This window comes from Cohnella soli (assembly GCF_042655525.1).
Lineage (GTDB): Bacteria > Bacillota > Bacilli > Paenibacillales > Paenibacillaceae > Cohnella > Cohnella soli.
On record NZ_JBHSMI010000052.1, the window covers coordinates 152,697 to 173,523 of the forward strand.

Annotated in this window: 14 protein-coding genes; 13 read left to right on the forward strand and 1 reads right to left on the reverse strand. The window is 51.6% G+C overall.

The features are described from left to right. Window positions 1–115: 115 nt before the first annotated feature. From ACFPOF_RS24775 to ACFPOF_RS24830, 12 genes are all read left to right on the forward strand, one after another. Window positions 116–364: a twin-arginine translocase TatA/TatE family subunit gene (locus ACFPOF_RS24775; protein WP_378137729.1), complete on the forward strand. Its 249-nt coding sequence runs from the start codon at window positions 116–118 to the stop codon at window positions 362–364. Window positions 365–391: 27 nt separating this feature from the next. Then, entirely contained in the window at window positions 392–1,114 is a 723-nt protein-coding gene (gene tatC / locus ACFPOF_RS24780) for a twin-arginine translocase subunit TatC (RefSeq protein WP_378137731.1), read from the forward strand. A 36-nt stretch (window positions 1,115–1,150) separates the two neighbouring features. Further along, entirely contained in the window at window positions 1,151–1,528 is a 378-nt protein-coding gene (locus tag ACFPOF_RS24785) for a hypothetical protein (RefSeq protein WP_378137733.1), read from the forward strand. A gap of 18 nt (window positions 1,529–1,546) precedes the next feature. Next, window positions 1,547–5,914, forward strand: a complete 4,368-nt coding sequence (locus ACFPOF_RS24790; protein ID WP_378137735.1) for a discoidin domain-containing protein — start codon at window positions 1,547–1,549, stop codon at window positions 5,912–5,914. A gap of 169 nt (window positions 5,915–6,083) precedes the next feature. Then, window positions 6,084–7,829 carry an extracellular solute-binding protein gene (locus ACFPOF_RS24795; protein ID WP_378137737.1) on the forward strand — a complete coding sequence of 582 codons (1,746 nt, stop codon included), beginning with the start codon at window positions 6,084–6,086 and terminating at the stop codon, window positions 7,827–7,829. 39 nt (window positions 7,830–7,868) lie between these two features. Further along, window positions 7,869–9,587, forward strand: coding sequence for a type 2 periplasmic-binding domain-containing protein (locus tag ACFPOF_RS24800; RefSeq protein ID WP_378137739.1), 1,719 nt, complete (start codon window positions 7,869–7,871; stop codon window positions 9,585–9,587). Window positions 9,588–9,658: 71 nt separating this feature from the next. After that, window positions 9,659–10,555 carry an ABC transporter permease gene (locus ACFPOF_RS24805; RefSeq protein ID WP_378137741.1) on the forward strand — a complete coding sequence of 299 codons (897 nt, stop codon included), beginning with the start codon at window positions 9,659–9,661 and terminating at the stop codon, window positions 10,553–10,555. Between the two features lie 16 nt (window positions 10,556–10,571). Then, a complete protein-coding gene (locus tag ACFPOF_RS24810) occupies window positions 10,572–11,459 on the forward strand; it encodes a carbohydrate ABC transporter permease (protein ID WP_378137743.1) in 888 nt (295 codons plus the stop codon). 90 nt (window positions 11,460–11,549) lie between these two features. Continuing rightward, window positions 11,550–14,600, forward strand: coding sequence for a family 78 glycoside hydrolase catalytic domain (locus ACFPOF_RS24815; RefSeq protein ID WP_378137745.1), 3,051 nt, complete (start codon window positions 11,550–11,552; stop codon window positions 14,598–14,600). Window positions 14,601–14,641: 41 nt separating this feature from the next. Beyond that, window positions 14,642–16,747, forward strand: coding sequence for an alpha-L-rhamnosidase-related protein (locus ACFPOF_RS24820; RefSeq protein WP_378137747.1), 2,106 nt, complete (start codon window positions 14,642–14,644; stop codon window positions 16,745–16,747). A gap of 92 nt (window positions 16,748–16,839) precedes the next feature. Further along, a complete protein-coding gene (locus ACFPOF_RS24825; protein ID WP_378137749.1) occupies window positions 16,840–17,589 on the forward strand; it encodes a hypothetical protein in 750 nt (249 codons plus the stop codon). A gap of 155 nt (window positions 17,590–17,744) precedes the next feature. Continuing rightward, complete coding sequence (locus ACFPOF_RS24830; RefSeq protein ID WP_378137751.1) at window positions 17,745–18,503, forward strand: MerR family transcriptional regulator; 759 nt, start codon at window positions 17,745–17,747, stop codon at window positions 18,501–18,503. 569 nt (window positions 18,504–19,072) lie between these two features. On the opposite strand, the gene trhO is transcribed toward ACFPOF_RS24830, so the two are convergent. Further along, window positions 19,073–19,972, reverse strand: coding sequence for an oxygen-dependent tRNA uridine(34) hydroxylase TrhO (gene trhO, locus ACFPOF_RS24835; protein ID WP_378137753.1), 900 nt, complete (start codon window positions 19,970–19,972; stop codon window positions 19,073–19,075). 183 nt (window positions 19,973–20,155) lie between these two features. Between trhO and ACFPOF_RS24840 the strand changes: the two genes are divergently transcribed. Next, the gene (locus ACFPOF_RS24840) at window positions 20,156–20,815 is read left to right on the forward strand and encodes a class D sortase (protein WP_378137755.1); all 660 of its coding nucleotides are present in this window, start codon (window positions 20,156–20,158) and stop codon (window positions 20,813–20,815) included. Window positions 20,816–20,827: the final 12 nt, after the last annotated feature.

The window sequence follows — 20,827 nt, forward strand, 5'->3', positions numbered from 1 at the left end:
GCAATCAAAAAACTGCAACGGGAAGTAAAATCTTTAGAATAGAGTTTCCGTTTGCAGTGTTGCTACAATGAGATTAGGAAGCGCTTTCAACCCTAAATCGCAGGAGGTGCAACAGATGCCGCATTTCAGCTCATCAACGATTATTTTATTGATTATCGCCGCTCTGCTCTTATTCGGCCCCAATAGACTTCCGGAACTGGGACGGGCAATCGGCAAAACGTTTCGGGAATTCAAGAATGGAACGAAGGAATTGATCGAGGACCCGCCTTCGGATCCGCTGTCCCAGCAGCGAAAAGAAGTTCGCACCGAAGAATCGAAAAATCTCGAACTGACATCCCCGCCTTTGTCGGAATCCAAACCTTAAGCGTAAGTCGAAGGATGGGACAAGCCTATGCAACAACATCAAATGTCGCTTATCGATCACTTGGGAGAAATACGTAAACGGATGATCTGGATTTTGGCTGCAATGGCTGTCGCCATGATCGTCGGATTTATAGTCGCGAAGCCGATTTTGCGTTATTTTAAGGGCGTAGAGCCCGCTTCCGGCATCGAATGGAACGCGTTTACCCCTTGGGACGGTTTGCGGGTATACATGCAAGTGGCTTTTCTTCTCTCCTTCGCCGTAACCGCTCCGTTTACGCTTTACCATCTTTGGGCTTTCGCTAAGCCCGGCTTGAACGTTGAGGAACGGAAAGCCGCTTTGCGATATATTCCTTACTCCGTCGCTCTATTCGCTGCGGGATTAAGCTTCGCTTATTTCGTCGTGTTTCCCTTAACGTTCAAGTTTACTTCCGGCTTTAATGAAAGCCTCGAGCTTAAGGACGTCTACGGAATCACGCAATACTTTTCCTTTATGCTCAATATATTGCTGCCTATTTCTTTGTTGTTCGAAATGCCGCTCATCGTCATGTTCCTGACTAGGATTCGTCTATTGAATCCGTCGCGGCTGAAAAAAATTCGTCGATATGCTTACATGGCGCAATTGTTCATTTCGACGCTAATTACGCCGCCCGACATCCTATCCGTGCTGATCGTGGCGGTTCCTTTAATCGTTCTGTATGAAGTCGGCGTCATTTTGTCGGAATACGTCTATCGCAAAACAAACCAAACATGATTGAACCATCCATCGGATCGGAAAGGAAGGATCGCAATGGCAATGGCAACGGAAAACACGGCTGTTGTTCAATCTCGCGAAACGGCGGTCGAGGATAGATTGGCTCGGACATCCGCCGCGAATGATTTCCTAACGAAACCTTTGCCTCGGCGCGCTTTCATGCGCGGTTCGTTTTTGGCCATTTTGATGCTGGTGCTTGGACCTTATCTTTACCGCTTGCTGATAAAGGAACTGGATGCCGACCGCGGAAGCATGAAAATTTCCCTGAACGAGCAGGACGAGGGACTTTCTGAAACATCGGCGAATATCGATCCATTCATGAAGGGCCGTCCTTCCCTCATGAACCTGAAAGGAATCGCCGTGCCCAGCTTAACCGGAAACGGCAAACGGCTTTACAAGGGGAAACTGGGATAACCGAGAGGAGCAATTCGGATGTTAGTGACGTCGAGATACACGATAACGAATCCTTATTTATACGTTTCCGGCATCAACGGGGTCATCGACGCCATCTCGGTCGATCCGGCCGGGACGGGCAGCTACAAAGGCAATATAATCAAAAGCGGCGGTTCGTTTTATATGAGCCTTTATAAGGATGGGGGAGAAATTACGTGTTATAGTGCGCTGGGGACGTGGGCGATAAGCGGGAGCACGCTCACGATCAGCGATGTTCCTTTCGGCTCGACGGCGATCAAAGGCGATTGGACGATCGCCCTGAGCGGGAATACGCTCCAATGCAACTACGTCATCAAGAATAGCGGCTCGTCGGCCGTACTGTTTACCAGTCCCGGGTTTAAGCTGGTCACGCCGTTCGAACGGGACGGTTACGACGTAAGCGACCCGACGAAAATCTATTTCAGCAAATTCATTACCGAGAAGGACCAGTATATCGACATCCGCAACTACAAGCGGATAACGGAAGACGACGCGTTGGACTTGTATGGAAACTGGATGCATGCATTCGGTATGAATGGGTACGATTTACGATTTACATCGGATAGCGGCGTTATGAGTCCCCATAATGAAATCGATAGTCAGACGATGCGATTTACGAAAATCAATACAGCCAACCCCTCCCGGCTTAACCCGAGTCAACAATTGGCGAAAACGCTGAATATCGAGGTCTATGCTCTCGGCGCATATACGAAGCCTGACAGTTATCCGACCTTTAGGGCATCCGATGCCGGGGTAGCCGACTCCTTGAACGCCATGTTCTATGAACGCTGCTTTAGTTGGCCGGGCGCTTGGGCGCCTCCTTCCATCTGGAAGGAGTTGACGATGATCGAGAAATCATTCTTGAAAAGCTACGTGCGGGATCAAGAAAGAGAGTCGCTGCTGAACATGCAATTGGATGCGGACGGCACGGTGTTTACATGGGGCAGCCAGAAAAACTACGCGACGGGCACGAATCATGCTTTGTTCGCTAACGCTAATTTCATCAACGGAAGCTCCAGATACTTCATGGCGACGGGGGATACCGATTTTCTCGGATTGATCATGCCGAAGTTAAGGGCGGCCATGGACAAGCTATTAACCTATTACTCCGCTGCGGATAAAATTTTCATCCTGAACGACGGCATCCATTTGGGCAGCTCCTATCAGAACGGTTCTTCCAATCTATGGGACGGTTTTCCGTTCGGGTACAAGGACGCGTACGACAATATTTATTGTTACGCCGCGCTCAATCGCATGGGCGATTTGGAGTCGATCGTAGGAAACGCCTCAAGGGCCTCTCAGCTTACGAGCTACGCAGCGGATGTTCGTACGGGGTACAACACGATCTTCTGGGACGGCAACAAATTCATTCAATGCATCGATATCACGGGCGCCGTGCATGATTACGACATGACGGGCGTGAATCTGGAAGCGATCGCGAACGGGCTCGTGGATCCGGCAAGGGCAAGCTCGATTATCGATTATTTCACGAATAAAATAACGCCTTCCGGTTCCGCCGACGTGTTCACGAGATGGGCGGTCGGACCGAGGCTGCTCGCCACGGACAATCCCGTCAAAGCTTCGGGCGGTTGGTGGGTCTATCAATATGATCCGTCGCTCGGGTACGACAACGTAATCGAAGCCGGAGGGACGACGCTGTGGCTTGGATATTACGAACTAATGGCGAGAATCATCGGCAAAAATGCCGACGACGCATACGCGAGACTTGCAACGATACTAAACCGGTTTAATCAGCCCGATCATCTTAGCGGCGGCAATCCGTTATACGGCGGGGAAAATAATCAACATGGCAGCGAAGGCAACGTAGGCGTATGGGGGGAGTTTCCCGAAAGCGGCGTATTCCCGACGATCGCGATCTACGGTTTCATGGGGATTAAAGCGGACAGAGACGGGCTCCACGTGAAGCCTAACCTTCCTGCAGCGCTTACTTCCCTTGCCATCGATAAATTCAATTACTGGGGAATGGATCTGTCCATCGACGTCACGGGCGCATCCGTCAGGATCAGAGCGACTTCCAATAACAGCCCGTACGCTTGGACCGTAGACGGAACAACCGTTTCCGGCACGTTCGATCGTACGGTCGCCATAACGTCCGGACAGACGGTCACGTTGCAAAGATCCCCGAACGTCAATTTCGACTTATCAGCCCTTCAACCGAATTATTATAGACTGAAGCTGGGCTTAAGCGCTGATATCGTAAGCAAGTCGCACACTTGGGAATACGTCGGCCCTAAGCCGCTGCAAATCGGCCTTAACGTCGTCAGTCTGCCTTCGTCCGGATTCGTCGGCTACAACACGACCGTATCGGACGGTACGGGCGGCGTCATTGCCGAGGTCACTTTTCCCGACGGCTCAAAACTCTATACGGACAGTTCATGGAAAGTGAGCCGAACCGCAGAAGGGGACATTAGCGATCCCGCGTTCGACGATTCGTCGTGGACGAATGCAACCTCTTACGGCCATTACGGCGTTTCGCCATGGAAAAGCTTGATCCCAGGCATGAGCGGTTATCCGGGACAGTGGATTTGGTCCGGAGCCAACAACGATGAGCTCTCCCCGGCATCGATTGTCGCATCCTCGGCTTCAAGCGAAATCTACACTTCCCTGAACGCATGGGACAACAACCCCGCATCCTGCTGGTCAAGCGCGGGACATACCGGAGCTGCCAACACGGAATGGATTCGCATCGATTTGGGAATCGCCAAAGACATCCGAGGGATTACGCTAACGCCAAGGCAAGATACGCCCGGAGCCTGCTTCCCTGTCGACTTCTCTATTCAAGTCAGCAATGATGGCGTGCAGTTTACGACCGTGTCGGGACACAATTACGTCGGATATCCGAATCCGGGGGCAAACGAGCAGGAGTTTAAGTTCACGGATCCCGCAAGGGCAAGATACGTAAGAATATACGCGACAAAATTAAGCGCCATCGGCGGCAGTTATTATTGCCAGTTGGCCGAAGTCAAAGTAATGGAAATGCAATACGCTCAAACTTGGATCGCGGCAACGAAGCTGCAAATAAGTTCCATATCGGCAACAAGCACGTACCCGGGATATTCGGGCAGCTTTGCTTGCGACGGAAATCTGGGCACGACTTGGTCGAGCGCGGGACATTCCGGCGAAGCTTTTACGGAAAATATTACTTTCGATTTGGGCGAAAAACAAAACGTCGGCGCGGTTGTCCTTAATCCGACGTATAACGGAAAGTTTTTTCCGAAGGACTTCTCGATCCAATACTCCGCTGATGGATCAAATTGGACAATCGTCCCCGGACAGAGCTTTACCAACTATACGGCACCGCTTAGCTGCGTCGACCTCAAGTTCGTATTTTCCGGCGTTATTCAGGCGAGATACATTCGAATTAACGCGACGAAACTTAGCGGGGATTCATCCGGCAACTATTACTTCCAGCTTAACGAAGCAACGATATACGGAGGCAATTTCACGGCTTTCGCATCCAGCCAATTATCGTGGGGACCGCCGGGTCAAGTGACGGATAAGGACTCGTGGGACTCTTATTTCACGCTTTGGTCCAGCGTTGCGCACACGTCGGCAGCATCGACGGAGTGGATCGCCATCGACATGAAGAGCGCCAGGAGCATCGATTACGTGGTCGTGCAACCGACGTATTACGGCGATTATTTTCCGAAGGATTTCAAATTTCAATCCAGCAACGACGGTTCCGCATGGACGGATATTCCTGGAGCATCCTATACGGACTATCCCAAGCCGGGAATCAACTTCTCCAACTTGCAATATTTCGAATTTTTGACGCCTGTGTTCGCAAGGTATATTCGGATGTATGCAACGAAGCTGACGGATTACCAAGGGAACGGATGGTATTATTTCCAGCTTGCTACGATGGGACCCATGCAGAAAAATACGGCATTCATGAGAAAAACATTCTATTACCCGACTACGCCGCAAAGTCTATCGTCTGCCGTGGCTTCCTCTTCTGCGGGCGCGGGTTACGAAGCTTCACTGGCAATTGACAACAATTTGACTACTGGTTGGTCGAGTGCGGGCCATTCATCGGAAGCCGTTGCGGAATGGCTCTATGTGGATGCAGGATCCGTGCAGACGATCAAGCAGATTGTGCTGAAACCGGGAGCGGGAGGCTGCTTTCCCGTGGACTTCAAGTTCCAATACGGAAGCGACGCCGTGAGCTGGACGGATATTCCGGGTCAAATCTATACCGGTTACGGTGATCCGGGCGTCTTGCAGCAAAGCTATGCGATCCGAACTCCGGTGTCGGCGCGGTATATCAGGCTGTATATCACGAAAACGAGGGTTTCCTCGAACGGAACGTATTACGCGCAGATCGGCGAAATGAAGCTGGAGAAGTAGCTTAACGATCAAGCTTTTAGGGTCCCGAAACGGGGATCGTAAAGTACAACATCATCTCGCGATCGTGCAATCAAAAACATGCAACGAAAAGTGGATTTATTAGAATAGATGCCTTCATGAAGGGGTTGTTATGATGAACATGCATCTATCATTCAAGGAGGGTAATTCAGTGAAAAAGAGAAAGAGAATATCGCTTCTTCTGGTACTCGCGTTACTTCTAACCGTACTCAGCGCTTGCAACGGCAAATCGAACGATGCAGGCGCAAGCAACAGCCCGAACGGTTCTCCCGCAAGCACGGTGACGAGTTCACTTGGACAGAGCAGCGAGGCTTCGGGAGGGAATAAAGAGCCTGCGGCAAGCGACGGCGGCCCCTTCTCCAAATACGAAACGCCGATTACATTAACGTCTACGCTCGCTACGCAAGGCTGGGCGACTTTCCCGGCCGGAGAAACGTGGGACAACGATAACATCTGGCACAAGCTTATCCGCGAAACGCTCGGAATCGACGTGAAGTGGGCATGGCAAGTCGACGGCTCCCAATACTTCAACAAAGTGAATTTAACGATCTCCTCCAGTGACTTGCCCGACGTCATGATGGTGAACAAACAACAGTTGAACCAGTTGGTAGAAGCCGACATGGTCGAAGATATGACCCAAGCGTTCGATCAATATGCCATGCCGTTCCTGAAAGAGCAAGTGAAGTCGTCGTTATTGTCCGCCCAGAAAACGGCTTTGTATAACGGCAAACTCATGGCAATTCCCGAGTACGCCGGGGATCCAAGGGATTCGGCATTGACGTTGTACATTCGTACCGATTGGCTTGCGAACGTGGGACTTCCCGAACCGAAAACATTGGATGAACTCATTCAAACTGCCGAAGCTTTCGCCAAGAAAGATCCGGACGGCGACAAGAAAGCCGATACTTACGGACTTGGATTGCTGCCAGTCTATACAGGCGGGGGATCGCTAACGGGATTCCTGAACGGGTATCATGCTTACCCCGCGATCTGGGTACCCGATTCTTCCGGTCAGCTCTCCTACAGCAGCACGCTGCCCGAAATGAAAACCGCATTGGGCCGGCTTCAGCAAATGTACAAGGACGGCTTGCTCGACAAGGAGTTCGGAACGAAGGACTTCAATCGTTTGAAAGAAGACGTCATCGCCGAGAAAGTCGGCATGTTCTACGCGACGGTTTCCGAATCCGCGACCATTCTCGGCGAAGCGATGAAAAAAAATCCGAAAGCGCTCTGGAAAGCGCTACCTCTCGTGTCGATCGACGGCCAACCGGCGCGACCGAGCGTTCCGATTACCGGCGGCGCATTTTTCGTCGTGAAAAAAGGCTACGCACATCCCGAAGCCGTGCTGAAAATCATGAATTTGTTCGTAACCAAAGTATATGGCGAAGACGGAGCGGGCAAGGGCGCGGACAGCAATTACGCATGGAAAGACAACGGCAAATATGCCGTTTTCCCGCAGTCTCCCGTTCAAGCGTACGTCAAGGATTTCAACTACGAAGCGGTGAGGGACGCATTAAAGAACAATGACGGTTCCCAATTGCCGGAAAACTTGAAGAAAACGTACGATCTCGTCAAATCGACCGACGGTACCGAGGTGAATGAAGGGAAATGGCAGCAATGGTGGATCTATCAGACCGACATCAGCCCTTTCGAAGTTCGCGTCAATTATCAGAAAGACCCGAATTTCACGATCGTGGACAGCTTCTACGGCGGATCGACCAAAACGATGGACGAGAAAGCGGCCACGCTGTCCACGATGGAACTGGAAACGTTCGTCAAAATCATTATGAATGCCGCTCCGCTTGACGATTTCGATAAATACGTAAGCAACTGGAGAAAACTCGGCGGCGATCAGATCACGAAGGAAGTCAACGATTGGTATGCAAAAAACAAATAGAAGATTTGAAAGCAGCCGTCATCTTAGGAGGTTAATCCAGTGAATATCCGCAAATTCACATCCGTACCGATTTTTCTCGCCATCGCCTTATTGCTAACCGCGCTTAGCGCCTGCAACGGCAAGTCGAACGATGCGGCGTCAAGCACCGCCGGCAGTTCCGAACCTGGCGGCGCCGCATCGTCGACCCCGTCGGAGCAACCGGGAGGCGGAGACGGACCTTTCGCCAAATACGAACCGCCGATTCAGCTGTCTTCGACGTTGATGACGCAAGGCTGGGCGTCCTTCCCAGCCGGACAAACTTGGGATAACGATAACCTGTGGCACAAGCTGATCAAGGATACGCTCGGGATCGACGTCAAGTGGGCATGGCAGGTCGATTCCTCCCAGTATAACAACAAGATGAACGTCACGATCGCATCCGGCGATTTGCCCGACATCATGGCGGTAACGAAGCAGCAGCTTAATCAACTGGTCGACGCTGATTTGGTTCAAGACATGACGCCGGTTTTCGATCGGTACGCCATGCCGTTCCTGAAGGAACAAGTGAAATCGTCGTTGCTGCCCGCTCAGAAAATGGCGCTGTATAACGGCAAATTAATGGCGATTCCCCAATATTCGGGCGATCCGAGAGATTCCGCATTAACCTTGTACGTTCGTACCGATTGGCTTGCCAATGTCGGGTTGTCCGAGCCGAAGACGTTGGACGATCTGATCAAAGTGGCGGAAGCGTTCGCCAAGAACGATCCCGACGGCAACAAGAAGAACGATACGTACGGACTCGGATTGCTGCCTACGTTCGCGGGCGGGGGCTCCATGACGGGATTTTTGAACGGGTATCACGCGTACCCCGGCATTTGGGTTCCGGATTCTTCCGGCCGATTGGTATACGGCAGTACGTTGCCCGAAATGAAAAGCGCGTTAAGCCGTCTTCAAACGATGTATAAGGACGGCTTGCTCGACAAGGAATTCGGTACGAAAGACTTTAACCGGCTGAAAGAAGACGTCGTCGCGGAGAAAGTAGGCATGTTCTACGGCACGATTTCCGAGTCCGCGACCATTCTAATCGATACCATGAAGAAAAATCCGAAAGCGAAGTGGAAGGCGCTTCCTTTGTTGTCGGCAGATGCCCAGCCGGCTCGTCCGAGCGTCCCGATTACCGCAGGCTATTTCTACGTCGCGAAAAAAGGCTTCGCTCATCCGGAAGCGATTATGAAAATCATGAATTTGTTCGTCGGCAAAGTATACGGGGAGGACGGCGCGGGCAAAGGCGCGCAAAACAAAATTTATGCTTGGGTGGACAATGCCAAATATGCCGTATTCCCGCAATCGCCCGTTCAAGGCTACGTAAAGGATTTCAACTATGAGGCGGTTAGAGACGCCCTCAAAAATGGAGACGGATCGCAGCTGCCCGAGGAACTGAAGAAAACGTACGATTTGGTGAAATCGAACGACGGAACGGACCTGAACAATTGGCAGCAATGGTGGATCTTCCAAACCGAAGTCAGCCCGTTCGAAGTTCGCGCGAATTATCAGAAGGATCCGAATTTCACCGTCGTGGACAGCTTCTACGGCGGATCGACGAAGACGATGGACGAGAAGGCGGCTACTCTGGCTACGATGGAGAGCGAGACCTTCGTCAAAATCATCATGAACGCCGCTTCGATCGACGAATTCGATAAATTCGTCGCCAACCGGAGCAAGCTTGGCGGCGAGCAGATCGGCAATGAAGTCAACGATTGGTACGCCCAGAACAAATAAGAGGGTCTAAATCGGAAGGGGAAGGGGATTCTCCTTGCCCTTCCGCTTGAATCGGAAACGGGGAGTGAAGAATGAAATCCAGAAGTTTGCGATTAGAAGCGCCTTTTCATCTCATGCTGTTGCCTGGTGCGCTTCTCGTCTTTATTTTCGCTTATGCTCCGATGTTCGGTATCGTCATCGCTTTCCAGAAGTATTATCCGACGAAAGGTTTTTTCCACTCCGCTTGGGTCGGATTGGACAACTTCCGATACATTTTCATGCTGCCGAATTTCGGAAGGGTACTATGGAATACGGTGTTTATCGCGTCGATGAAAATCATCCTGACTTTGATCGTCCCGGTTCTTGCTGCTTTGCTCTTGAATGAAGTAAGGAAGCAGGTTTTCAAACGGATCGTGCAAACGTTTATTTATTTGCCGTATTTTCTATCGTGGGTTATTCTGGCGGGCATATTGATGGATGTCTTATCCTTGGACGGCGTCGTTAACCATATGCTAGGGTTTCTGAACATTAAGCCGATCTTCTTTCTCGGCGACAACAAATGGTTTCCTTGGACATTGATCGCATCGGACACCTGGAAACAGTTCGGGTTCGATACGATCATCTATCTAGCTGCTTTAACGGGCATAAATCCGACTTTGTACGAAGCTGCCGTTCTGGACGGAGCCGGACGCTGGAAACAGACGTTATACGTTACTCTTCCCGGAATTTTGCCGATCGTCGTGCTGATGATGACGCTTAGCCTCGGCAATGTCCTGAACGCCGGCTTCGATCAGGTGTTCAACTTGTACAGCGCGCCGGTCATGGAGAGCGGGGACATTCTCGATACGATGATCTACAGAATGGGACTGCAAAATTTTCAATTCAGCGTTTCCGCGGCGCTCGGCGTATTCAAGTCGGCCGTTTCGTTCGTCCTCATATCGGTATCCTATTGGTGCGCCTACCGTTTCGCAAACTATAGAATTTTCTGATTGGAGCCACACAGCCATGTTATACAAAATGTCATGGAGCAAGAGATCGTTCGTCATTGCGAATTATTTGGCGCTATCGGCTTTGGCCGCGGTCTGTTTCTTGCCGATTCTGCACATTCTGGCGATGTCTCTCAGTTCCAAAGTACAAGTATCGGCAGGTAACGTCTTCTTTTGGCCGCGGGAATTTACGACCGCATCTTACCGTTACGTGGCTTCGCAAGGGCAATTTATCACTTCTATGCTCATTACTGTCGAGCGGGTCGCCCTCGGCACGATCATCAACATGCTCTTAACGCTGCTAATCGCCTACCCTTTGTCTAAGGAAACACGTGAGTTTCGGTTTCGCACGGCCTACGTATGGTATTTCGTCTTCACGATTTTATTCGGTGGCGGCTTGATTCCCTGGTATTTAACGATAAAAAATCTCGGTTTGCTGGATTCGATATGGGCGCTGGTGCTTCCGGGCGCCGTGCCGGTGTTCAACGTGATCCTATTGTTGAATTTTTTCCGACGGTTGCCAAAAGAGCTAGATGAGTCGGCGAAAATCGACGGCGCCGGCGAGTGGACGATTTTGCTTAGAATTTATACGCCGCTCTCAATGCCCGCACTTGCGACGATCTTGCTTTTTACGATCGTCGGCCATTGGAATGCTTGGTTCGACGGTTTGATTCTCATGAACAGCCCGTCGCATTATCCGATATCCAGCTACTTGCAAACCGTTATTACGATGCCGGATCTATCCAAGATGCAAGATCCGGAAAGCGGGAAGCTTCTTGACTTCATCTCGGATCGGACGGTCAGGGCAGCGCAAGTTTTCGTCGGCATGCTGCCAATTTTGCTCGCTTATCCGTTTTTGCAGAAGTATTTCATCCATGGCATCGTGCTTGGTAGCGTTAAAGAATAAGATGTCGTCAAGATCAGTCTGGAATATAAGGGAAGCGCAAAATTGCTGTTATCCGTACTTCGCTGATCATTATTAAGGGAGAGACTTGACATGCTTAAGATAGGCAAGATGACGGTCGATTACGAGGTGAATCCTCTAGGCATAGACGCAGTTCATCCGGCGCTAAGCTGGCAACTATGCTCGGAACAATCGGCGCAGATGCAGACGGCGTACCGGATACTCGTCGCTCTGAGTCCGGATCAATTGGATCGCGATATCGGCGAATGCTGGGACAGCGGCAAGGTATTGTCGGGCGAGTCGCAGCATCGGATTTATGAAGGACAAACGCTGCGATCGGGGACTCGGTATTATTGGAAAGTGAAAGTGTGGGACAAAGAAAATCGGGAAAGCGATTGGAGCGACGCGGGCTGGTGGGAAACGGGATTATTGTCTCCTGACGATTGGAAGGCGAAGTGGATTACCGCTCCGTTCCTGCCCGATCCCGAGCCGGAACCCGATCTTCTTCGCGATCTTCCGGTCATATGGGATTCGGAGACTCTCTCGAACGAAGACAAGTCAAGTTCCCGAAAGTATTTTCGGTTATCTCTCCAGCTTGACGGGGAATTGCCCTCGGAAGCCAAGCTGCAGGTTTACGCGACGGATTCGCTCTATATTCACGTGAACGGGGAAGACGAAGGCCTTTATTATCCTTACATGCAGGCAGCAACGCTGGACATTGCCGAATTGCTTCGAGATGGGCACAATCTGATCGCTTGTGCCGCGGACGGAGAGCATCCCGGGTTCATTGCGGCTTTATCTCTTCGTTATAGAGACGGTCGCGCAACGGTGCAAACGACGGAATCGAATTGGAAGTGCTTCGATCGTTCGGAACAAGATTGGACTTCGCCCGATATGGACGACTCGCATTGGCGAGCGCCCGAATCGATCGGCCGATTCGGACACGATTCTTGGAGCGTTTATAAACGCATTTTGTATCCGGTGAACAAAGCTTACGGTCCATGCCCGCGATTTCGCGCGACTTTCCGCGTCGACAAGCCGGTCAATCGGGCAAGATTATATATTTCGGCGCTAGGCCTTTATCAGGGTTACTTAAACGGGCGTAAAATCGGCAACGATGTCTTTGCGCCGGGCTGGACCGACTACCGAAAGCGCATTCCATATCAAACCTATGATCTGACGTCGGCGGTTCAAGAGGGAGACAACGCGCTTGAGGCAATCGTCGGTTCCGGCTGGTATGCAGGCAATTTGGGCATCTGCGGCCCGTATCATTACGGGCGAAAAGTCGGTTTAAGAGCGCAGCTGTTGTTGGAATATGGCGACCGGACCCAAGAGCTCATCTTTACGGACAGAGATTGGCAAACCGCCGAAAGCCCTATAGTCGCGGCGGACATGTACATGGGCGAGACGTACGACGCGCGCATGATAAACGCGAGTTTGGAGTGGCAGGATTCCTTTTTGCATGAGGAACTTCCCGGAGTCGTAATGACCGCCCGGCAAGGCCCTCCGATTCGGCAGATGGAGGAGATCGTTCCAAAATCCATCGTCAGACTCGATTCGCGAACGTTTGTCGTCGATATGGGCCAGAACTTGGTCGGCTGGATTCACTTGAAAGTAGAAGGCGCCGAGAGCGGCGAACGAATTCGGATTCGCTACGCAGAACGGCTGGAAGCGAACGGAAGCCTTTACAGGGCGAACTTGCGAACGGCAAAGCAGACCGACGTCTATATCGCGGCCGGCGGCGAAGGCGAAGAAATATACGAGCCAAGCTTTACTTATCACGGCTTTCAGTACGTGGAAATCGATGGTTATCCCGGCGAGTTGACGACCGACAGGATAACGGGAATCGTCGTTCATTCGGCTGCGGACGAAACGATGGAAATTCAAACCTCCAATCCATCCGTCAATCAATTGCTGAACAATATCCGTTGGAGCCAGAAAGGGAATTTCTTCGGCATCCCGCTCGATTGCCCCCAAAGGGACGAACGCCTAGGGTGGCTGGGCGACGCGCACGCTTTCGCCAGAACCGCCACTTACAACATGAACGCGGCCGGATTCTATGCGAAGTGGCTGACGGACATCCGCGACGCCCAGGCGGAAGACGGCGCGATTCCCGATATTGCTCCGTTCGTGGAGCACTTCGGTTACGGGAATGTGTTTTTCGCCGACGGCGGCGTCATCCTTCCTTGGATCATGTACCAAGTGTACGGGGACGCGAGGTTCATCGAGGCGAATTACGATATGATGGCCCGCTGGATCGAGTGGATGGTGAAGGACAGCGATGAACGGTTGATCCGGAAGTCCGAGTCGTTCGGAGATCATTTGTCGCACGGAGCCGATACGCCGCCGGCTTTGATCAATGCAGCCTTTTTCGCTTATAGCGTGCAGTTGATGGCCAAGATGGCGCTTATCATCGATAAGCGAAGCGAATCTGCAAATTATGTCGAGCTCTTCGACAAGTTGAAGATGTCGTTCCAGAACCGATTCATTCGCGCGGACGGAACGATCGAGAGCGAAACGCAGACGGCTTACGTGCTTGCCCTGAAGATAGGCCTGCTTCCCGAATCGTTGATCCCGCTTGCTTTAGGTCGTTTGCTTCATGATATTCGCGAACGGGATTGGCACTTGACGACGGGTTTCATGGGCGTAAGCTACGTGCTTTCGGAGCTGGCTGAACGAGGAGAGACGGATACCGCGTATCGGTTATTGCTGCAGGATACTTTTCCCTCCTGGCTATATTCCGTCCGCAACGGAGCGACGACGATTTGGGAGCGTTGGGACGGCTGGACGGACGATAAGGGTTTTCAGGATCCAGAGATGAATTCCTTTAATCACTATGCTCTCGGGTCGGTCGGCGAATGGATTTACAGATTCGTGGCGGGCATAGATTTGCAAGAAGGCAAGGCAGGTTATCGGGCATTTAAAATCGAACCTCGCCCGGGCGGAGGATTTACCAGTGCGAGCTGCAAATACGAGACGCTATACGGTACCGTCGTCAGTTCCTGGACAATCGAGAACGGCGTGTTTTCCTTGCACGCGGAAGTCCCCACGAATACGGAAGCGTTGATCGTGCTTCCTAAATCGGGAAATGGTTTCGTAGTCGGATCGGGCAAATACGATTTCAAGGTGACGGGATGGGCTTAAACAGTTTGATTTGCCATTGTCTTAGAGGAGACGAGTTCGAGATGAACAACGATAAGCTTCAAGCAACCTGGATCTGGTATCCGGACGATTACGAAATATGGCTTCATCGGAAAGTATCCGTGCTCAGGCAGTATAAGGGCTATATATGTCCGCCATCGTGGCGGTTGGACGACGCCTATACTTGCGTTAAATTCCGCAAAACATTCCGTTTGGATGCGCCCGAGACGTTAACGCTGTCCGTTCAAGGCGAGTTCGTGCTGCTGATGGACGGGAACATGACGCCGATTCCTTACGAGAGAAAGCGGATCACTTCGGTCGTTATCCCGGCCGGGACCCATGAGTTGACGATTAACGTATACAATGAGCGGTATGTTCCCGCGATTTACGCAACGAGCGACAGCTGCTCAAACGACGGAGTCTGGGAAGTGACGGCTCTGGACGGCAAGTGGGTCAAAGCGGCATCCTGGCAATTCCACGATATCCATCAGCCGCCTCGGGAATTCCCTTTTTCATATGAAACGTTCGTTCCCGTTCAAGCCGCCGAAGCAGATGGAGGGTCGTTGCTAGATTTCGGTCGCGAGACATTTGGATTTTTGAAGTTTACGGACGTGAAAGGCAAAGGTACGATTCGGATAAATTACGGCGAATCTCGAGAAGAGGCCTTGGCTGGGCAGTTGGCGGAAACGTTCGACGAGTTGACGGTAGACGCCCTTGCTGCCTCGGAATACGCGACGCCGGTCACGCGGGCTTTCCGTTACGTTTACGTGAAAGCTGACGAGGGAATAACCTACTCGCAGGTCGAACATGCCTATGAATATTTGCCGATGACGGCACAAGGCGAGTTCCGCAGTTCGGACGATAAGCTTAATCGAATTTGGGATGTTTCCGTCCATACGATTCATCTCACGATGAGAGAATTTCTATACGACGGAATGAAACGGGATAGATGGGTTTGGAGCGGCGATGCGAACATCGGACTAATGATCAATAATTACGTATTTTTTGAACAGGACTTGGCCAAGCGAACGTTGATCGCCCTGAGGGGGAAAGAGCCTGTCGGCACGCATATCAACACGATCATGGATTTCACGTTTTATTGGTTTTTGAGTTTGCGCGATTATTATTTATATACGGGCGATTTGGCGTTCATAGAGGCGAATTACGGCAAAATGCTGTCGTTGATGGAGTTTTGCCTGAATCGCCGCAACGAAGAAGGAATGATGGAGGGACGTCCGGAAGACTGGGTGTTCATCGATTGGGCGCCGATGGATTTGCGCGGAGAAGTGAATGCCGAGCAAATCTTGTTTTGCCGCAGTCTCGAGACGATGGCGCTTTTCGCGGAGAAGCTAAGGGATCCAGAAAATCGGGAGCGCTTCGTCGAGCTTGCGGGGAACCTTCGCTGTCGGATATTCGAGTTGTTCTGGGACGAGACGGAAGGTGCAATGCTCCACGGCCGTTACCAAGGCGAAGTCAACCGGAGCGTGCTCAAGTATCCGAATATTTTCGCGACGAAATTCGGATATTTGGACGAACGGCAGCGGGAGTCCGTCAAGAAAAACGTGCTGCTCAACGACGAAGTGCAGAAAATCAAAACGCCGTTCATGCGGTTATTCGAATTGGAGGCATTATGTCTCCTGGGAGAGAACGAGCATGTCCTGAACGAAATACGAAGCTATTGGGGCGGTATGCTCGACCTGGGCGCGACTTCGTTCTGGGAGGAATTCGATCCCGAGGTTCCCGCAGACGAACAATACGATATGTATGGCGATAAATTCCGTAAGAGTTTATGCCATGCATGGGGAGCGGCGCCAAATTTGCTCCTAGGGAAATATGTGCTTGGCGTGCGGCCGTTGGAACCGAGTTATGCGAGCTACGTCGTCGAGCCGCGCTTATGCGACCTCGAATGGATCGAGGGGAAGGTGCCGACTCCAAACGGTCCTATCGAAGTGTACATGGACAAGTCGACGATTCGCATTCGGACAAACAGTTCAGGCGTCGGAGTATTGCGGTTTCATGCGAAATCGAGTCCGCAAACGAGCGATGGAGAATTGACGAGTACGGGCGTCGGGATTTATGAATTAAGCTTGTCCAGACCGAATTCTTCGTACGTTATCCATCTGGATTCAGGGGAGCGGGCGTCTCGTTGACCATGTTCCTCGTTCGGCTTGTCTAGCCGTCGGCCTTCGTATTCGCTATACTGTACCTATAAGGACGTATCGCGAGACAGGAGACGTGACGAATGGAAGCAACCAAAGTTAATGATATTAAATACCATCCTCCCAAAGGGGAGTACTCGCCGTTCGCGGACGAGGACGATTATGCGGAGCGCGGACGAGGCTGGGGATTGTTCGGCAAAACGCCGAAAAAACTGTTCTGGTACAAAAGCGCGACTGCGCAATATCAGGTTACGATTGTTGGCTTCGAAGAGTATCAGTCGCTGAATGTGCTCGTCATCGAGTTTGAGAACGGAAAGCTAAGCTGCATTCACCCCGCTTTCTTAAAGGAAATGCAGAATGGCACGTTCGGGCGTTACGCCGCATCGGATGAGTCGGATGCGACAACCGGCGAATCATCGGCCGCTGCGACTTCGCGAGAAGTCGGCGAAGAGGCGGACGACAATGAGAAGCCGAAGGCGAAGGCGACCGCCAAGGCGAAAGGTGCGACGAAAGCGGCAGCTCCAAAGAAGGAGAAAGTTGAGCTTCCGACGGATAAGGTCAAATTTACCGCGAAGCTGAAGGAGTTCGCCACGAAGGCGAACCATTTCTCCGATACGGACGACGAAGTGCTGCTGCTCGAAGATGTTACAATCCTCGGAGAAGCGCCGCTTGCCCTTGGCGAAGCTTGGTGCGGTTACAGCAACACATTAAAGGCGCTCGGTCTTGAAGTCGGCAACGTGCTTACGTTTGAAGGCAAAGTCGTGGATAAGAAGTTCAATAAAGAAATTATTTACAAAGTGAACAATCCTTCGAAGATCGTCGTTCAGCAATGATCGTAAAGCCCGCTCAAGCGGGCTTTTTTTGCGGATTCCAGCTCCTTACCCATAGTCGTACGATCAGACAATTTCAGCTCTGAGTTGCTCGAAAAAACACCGCTTGACCTTGACGCTACGTCAAAGTGTACGATGAATTTGCAGGGGGGATCGCGATGGAATATACGGTTCAGAAGCTCGGCCAGCTTGCGGGAGTCAGTACCCGGACGCTGCGGTATTACGACGCTATCGGCATTCTCAAGCCGGCGAGAGTGAATACGTCGGGTTACCGCATTTACGGACAACGGGAAGTAGACACGCTGCAACAAATTTTGTTTTACCGGGAGCTTGGCGTCGGACTCGAAGAGATTAAGGCGATCATCACTTCGCCCGACTTCGATGCGACCAAGGCGCTTCTTGAGCACCGGGAGAGTTTGTTGGAGCGACGCAGGCAACTGGACGCGCTGATCGCGAACGTCGATCTGACCCTAGCCGAAAGGAAAGGAACGAGAACGATGAGCGACAAGCAGAAATTCGAAGGTTTCAAGGCGAAACTGATCGACGATAACGAGAAGCAATACGGCAAAGAAGCCAGAGAGAAATATGGAAACGACCAAGTCCACAAGGCGAACAACAAGCTGAAAAACATGACCGAAGCGCAATATGCGGAAGTCGAGCAACTTGCTGCGGACATTCATGCGGCTTTGGCCGAAGCGTTCGCAACGGGCGATCCTACAGGGGAACTGGCTCAGAAAGCGGTGGATTTGCATCGCAGGTGGCTGACGTTTTACTGGGAGAGCTACAGCAAAGAGGCTCATGCGGGACTCGCCCAGATGTACGTCGACGATCCGAGATTTACTGCGTATTACGATAAAGACCAGCCTGGGATTGCCGCATTTCTGAGGGATGCCGTTAACGTGTACGCAGGCAAGTAAACTTATTTCTTCAAATGAAGCGGAAGAGCGATCTCTCAGTCATTCGACTGGGCGGGTCGCTCTTTTTCTACGACGGCACTATGAACAAACAAACTTGACACTGTTGACGTCTCTGGCGTAACGGTTCAACCACACACTCCGTCCAGTTGCCGATTCACCGCAAGCGTCCTCCGACAGACTAATTCTCGCGCCGTGTTGTGCGAACTTTCGTACAAACTCACTTTACAGACGGACTACCTCGCGTTCCATTATGTACGAAACTTCGTACAATCGCTCCCAGACTGAATACCTTGCGCGCCTCTTTGTACGAAATTTCGCACAAACGCCCTCCGATAGATTACCTCTCTCGCCGCTTTGTACGAAATTTCGTACAAACGTCTTCAGACGGGCTACCCCGCGCACTGCTTTGTACGAAATTTCGTACAACTTCCGCCGAATGAGTACCGTGTGAACCAATTTGTACGAAACTTCGTACAAACGTCCTCAGATAAAGAAAAGAACGACAAAAAAAGCTTCTCTCCGCGACCGATATATTCGGCGCCGGGGAGAAGCTTTTTCTATTTCATTACTCATCCAGCCGAAGCGGCCAAATCGTGCGTCTCGCATTCAACTGAGCAGTAGCCGCCTTTGTCCGCTTCGCAGTCGGCGCAGACGAGATGCTGCAGGTGGCACGTATCGTCGGTGCAGTTGACATAGACGTCTGTCGGCGCGCCGCAATGATGGCATTTGCCGACGAGGATGTGCTCGTCCGTCTGATTAATCCGAACAGATACGCGCTCATCGAACACATAACAGTTGCCGTCGAAGCCGCGGCCCTGTACTTCCGGGTCCTGCCCATACGTCACAATTCCGCCGTCGAGTTGGTATACGTTGTCGAACCCTTCGTTTTTGAGCACGGCGGTCAGCATCTCGCAGCGGATACCGCCTGTGCAATAAGTCAGGATTTTCTTGTCTTTGTGTTCTTCGGTCAAATTGTTGCGAATCCACTCCGGGAACTCCCGAAACGTCTCGAGATCGGGACGAACGGCGTTGCGGAAGTGACCGAGATCGAACTCGTAGCCGCTGCGACCGTCCAGTATATAAACGTCGTCACGGTCGAGATGTTCGTAGAACTCTTTGGGCGTCATCCGTCCGCCGCCATCAGTATGTGGATTCAACTGTTTGTCGTAACGAAGCGTGACCAATTCTTTTTTGTGACGAACAAACAGTTTCTTGAACGCGTGATCTTCGGACTCGTCGATCTTAAACAGCAAATCGGCGAACAGCGGGTTCGCCCGCATATCGGCCATATAGCGATCTGTCTGTTCGATCGTGCCGGACAGGGTGCCGTTAATGCCTTCGCTTGCAATCAGGATGCGGCCGTGAATGCCAAGGTCTTTGCAATATTGAAGATGCTCGGCCGCGAACGTCTCAGGGTCCTCGATCGGCACGTAGTGATAGAACAATAAAATGCGATAAGGCTGGCTCATTATTATCGTACACCTTCCATTATATATTCCGGGAGATTGTCCTGCCATTTTAGCCCTTAAGGGCGGACATAGTCAATATGAAAGAATAGGGGTCTTAACGTTCTTGTTTCAGTTTTTGTAGAGTTTCCTGTGATACACTCCTGCAAGGAAATTTTCGACCCGCTTAGGAATGGGGAGTGGTCTATGCACCAATGGACATTGCGCGATTGGCTGAGAGGCCGGTTCGCGTTCATGATGATTGCGATGCTGTTCTTGTTCGGTGCAGGGCTTATTCTCTACCCGCGAGCTGTGGAATACGTTCAGGAACGGAAGGAAACGAAGCTGTTGACGGATTGGGGAGATGTCGCCTCTTTGAGGCAAGGATCTACATCCGTGCGAACTGTGGATAATGGCGGGAAAAAGTTGGCTGACGCTTCCGCTCTGCCCGTCTGGTCCACCGTTGGCGGCGTCGAAGTACTAGGAACGGTAGAAAACGAGCGCATCTCGCTGAAGGAACCAATCGTCCGAGGCGCCGACGCCGCCGCATTAAAGAAAGGGGCGGGAACCGTCGTCGAGGGCAGGCTTCCGGGGCAGTCTGGTAATTTCGTTCTCGCCAGCCATCGCAGTCTGACGTATGGACGCCACTTCAATAGGTTGGGCGAGATTGTCGAGGGAGATACGTTCGCCGTCAACACGTCGGCCGGCGTCTTCCGTTATGTCGTCTCCTCGATCACCGTCGTCGAGCCGGACGATTCGTCTGTGCTAGCGGACGAGCCTAGCGCTTCGACATTAACACTCATCACGTGTACTCCATGGAAACACCCGACTCATCGACTTATTGTGAAAGCGAATTTGCAATCTTAATCACCAGTTCAA